The organism is Caballeronia sp. dw_276 (genome assembly GCF_018449635.1).
Taxonomy (GTDB): domain Bacteria; phylum Pseudomonadota; class Gammaproteobacteria; order Burkholderiales; family Burkholderiaceae; genus Caballeronia.
Window position 1 is genome coordinate 1 of the sequence record NZ_JAAVUV010000053.1, and the last position, 1,170, is coordinate 1,170.

General features: G+C 62.1%; 1 protein-coding gene. It reads right to left on the reverse strand.

Features of this window, described 5'->3' with window-relative positions:
- A partial coding sequence (locus HB633_RS30570; RefSeq protein WP_255581308.1) for an IS481 family transposase occupies positions 1-1,064 on the reverse strand: 1,064 nt, incomplete at its 3' end.
- Between the last annotated feature and the right edge of the window lie 106 nt (positions 1,065-1,170).

The window sequence follows — 1,170 nt, forward strand, 5'->3', positions numbered from 1 at the left end:
AAATCGAACACCCCGTCTTTTTCGGCATTGGGTCGCGCAGCAAGGCTCAGTTTCTCCAGTGACCGCGAGACCTTGAGCTCGCGTCCCCGGAACGTAAAGTGGCCATGCCAGTCGACTTTTACGATCTCGTCGTCGGGACCGTATTGCGGCTCAGGAATCGTGCTGGGCCAAACGCGCGTACTTGGCCGATACCGCTTGACCGGCGTGCTCATGCCGATGCCCTCATGCGGGCGCCGGTTGTTGTAAAGCTCGCGCCAGCGCTCGAACTCCGTTTGCGCCTCGCGATGCGTCATGAAGGTCCGCCCGGCCAGCACTTCGGCCTTCAGCGAGCGATGAAACCGCTCATTCTTGCCGTTCGTTTGCGGGTGATACGGACGGCTGTAACTCACCCGAATCCCCAATCGAATCAGCCAGATGGCCAGCTCCGTCAATTGGCCGAGCTGGCGCGATGCGCCCCACGGCGCGCCGTTATCGGTGTTGATCTGGCGCGGCAGCCCGTAAGTGGCGAACGCCCGTTCCAGATGGGCTTGCACGGTGGCTGTCGTCTCGAACGCGCACGCTTGCAGCACCACGTTAAAGCGCGAATGGTCATCGAGCACAGTCAGCGGATGGCACCGGCCTTCGCCCACGGTAGCAAAGTGGCCCTTGAAATCCATCTGCCACAGCTCGTTGGGCTGCTCACGCTCGAAGCGCTGCCAGGAGGTGGCATCGGCCGATGCTCGCGGCGTAATCCTGTCGTGGCGATGCAAAATCCCGGTAATCGTGCTGGTGGCCGGCGGCGGCACCGGCGTCTGATCGCGCAGGAACCGGGCGATCTTGCGCGCGCCCCAGGCGGGGTTGCGCGCGCGCACGCCGAGCACGTGCTGCTCAAGCGCGGGCGGGGTGATCGATGGCGAGTGCAACGGCCGGCGGGACTGATCGGCCAGTCCAGCGATGCCGTCTTTTTTATATCGATTAAGCCATTTGTAGCCGGTCTGGCGGCTCACACCGAAGCGTCGGCACAAATCGGCAAAGGGCACGCTTTGATGCAAAGCGAGTTCGACGAACTCCTGGCGCAATTTCATGGTGTCTCGTGGGTTCCACGGCATGGTCGGATTCGAGGCAGTTGGACTGCTCGAAAGTGTCAACCATGTCTCCGCACACCTGTCAGCTATGTCTCCGGTCTAAACA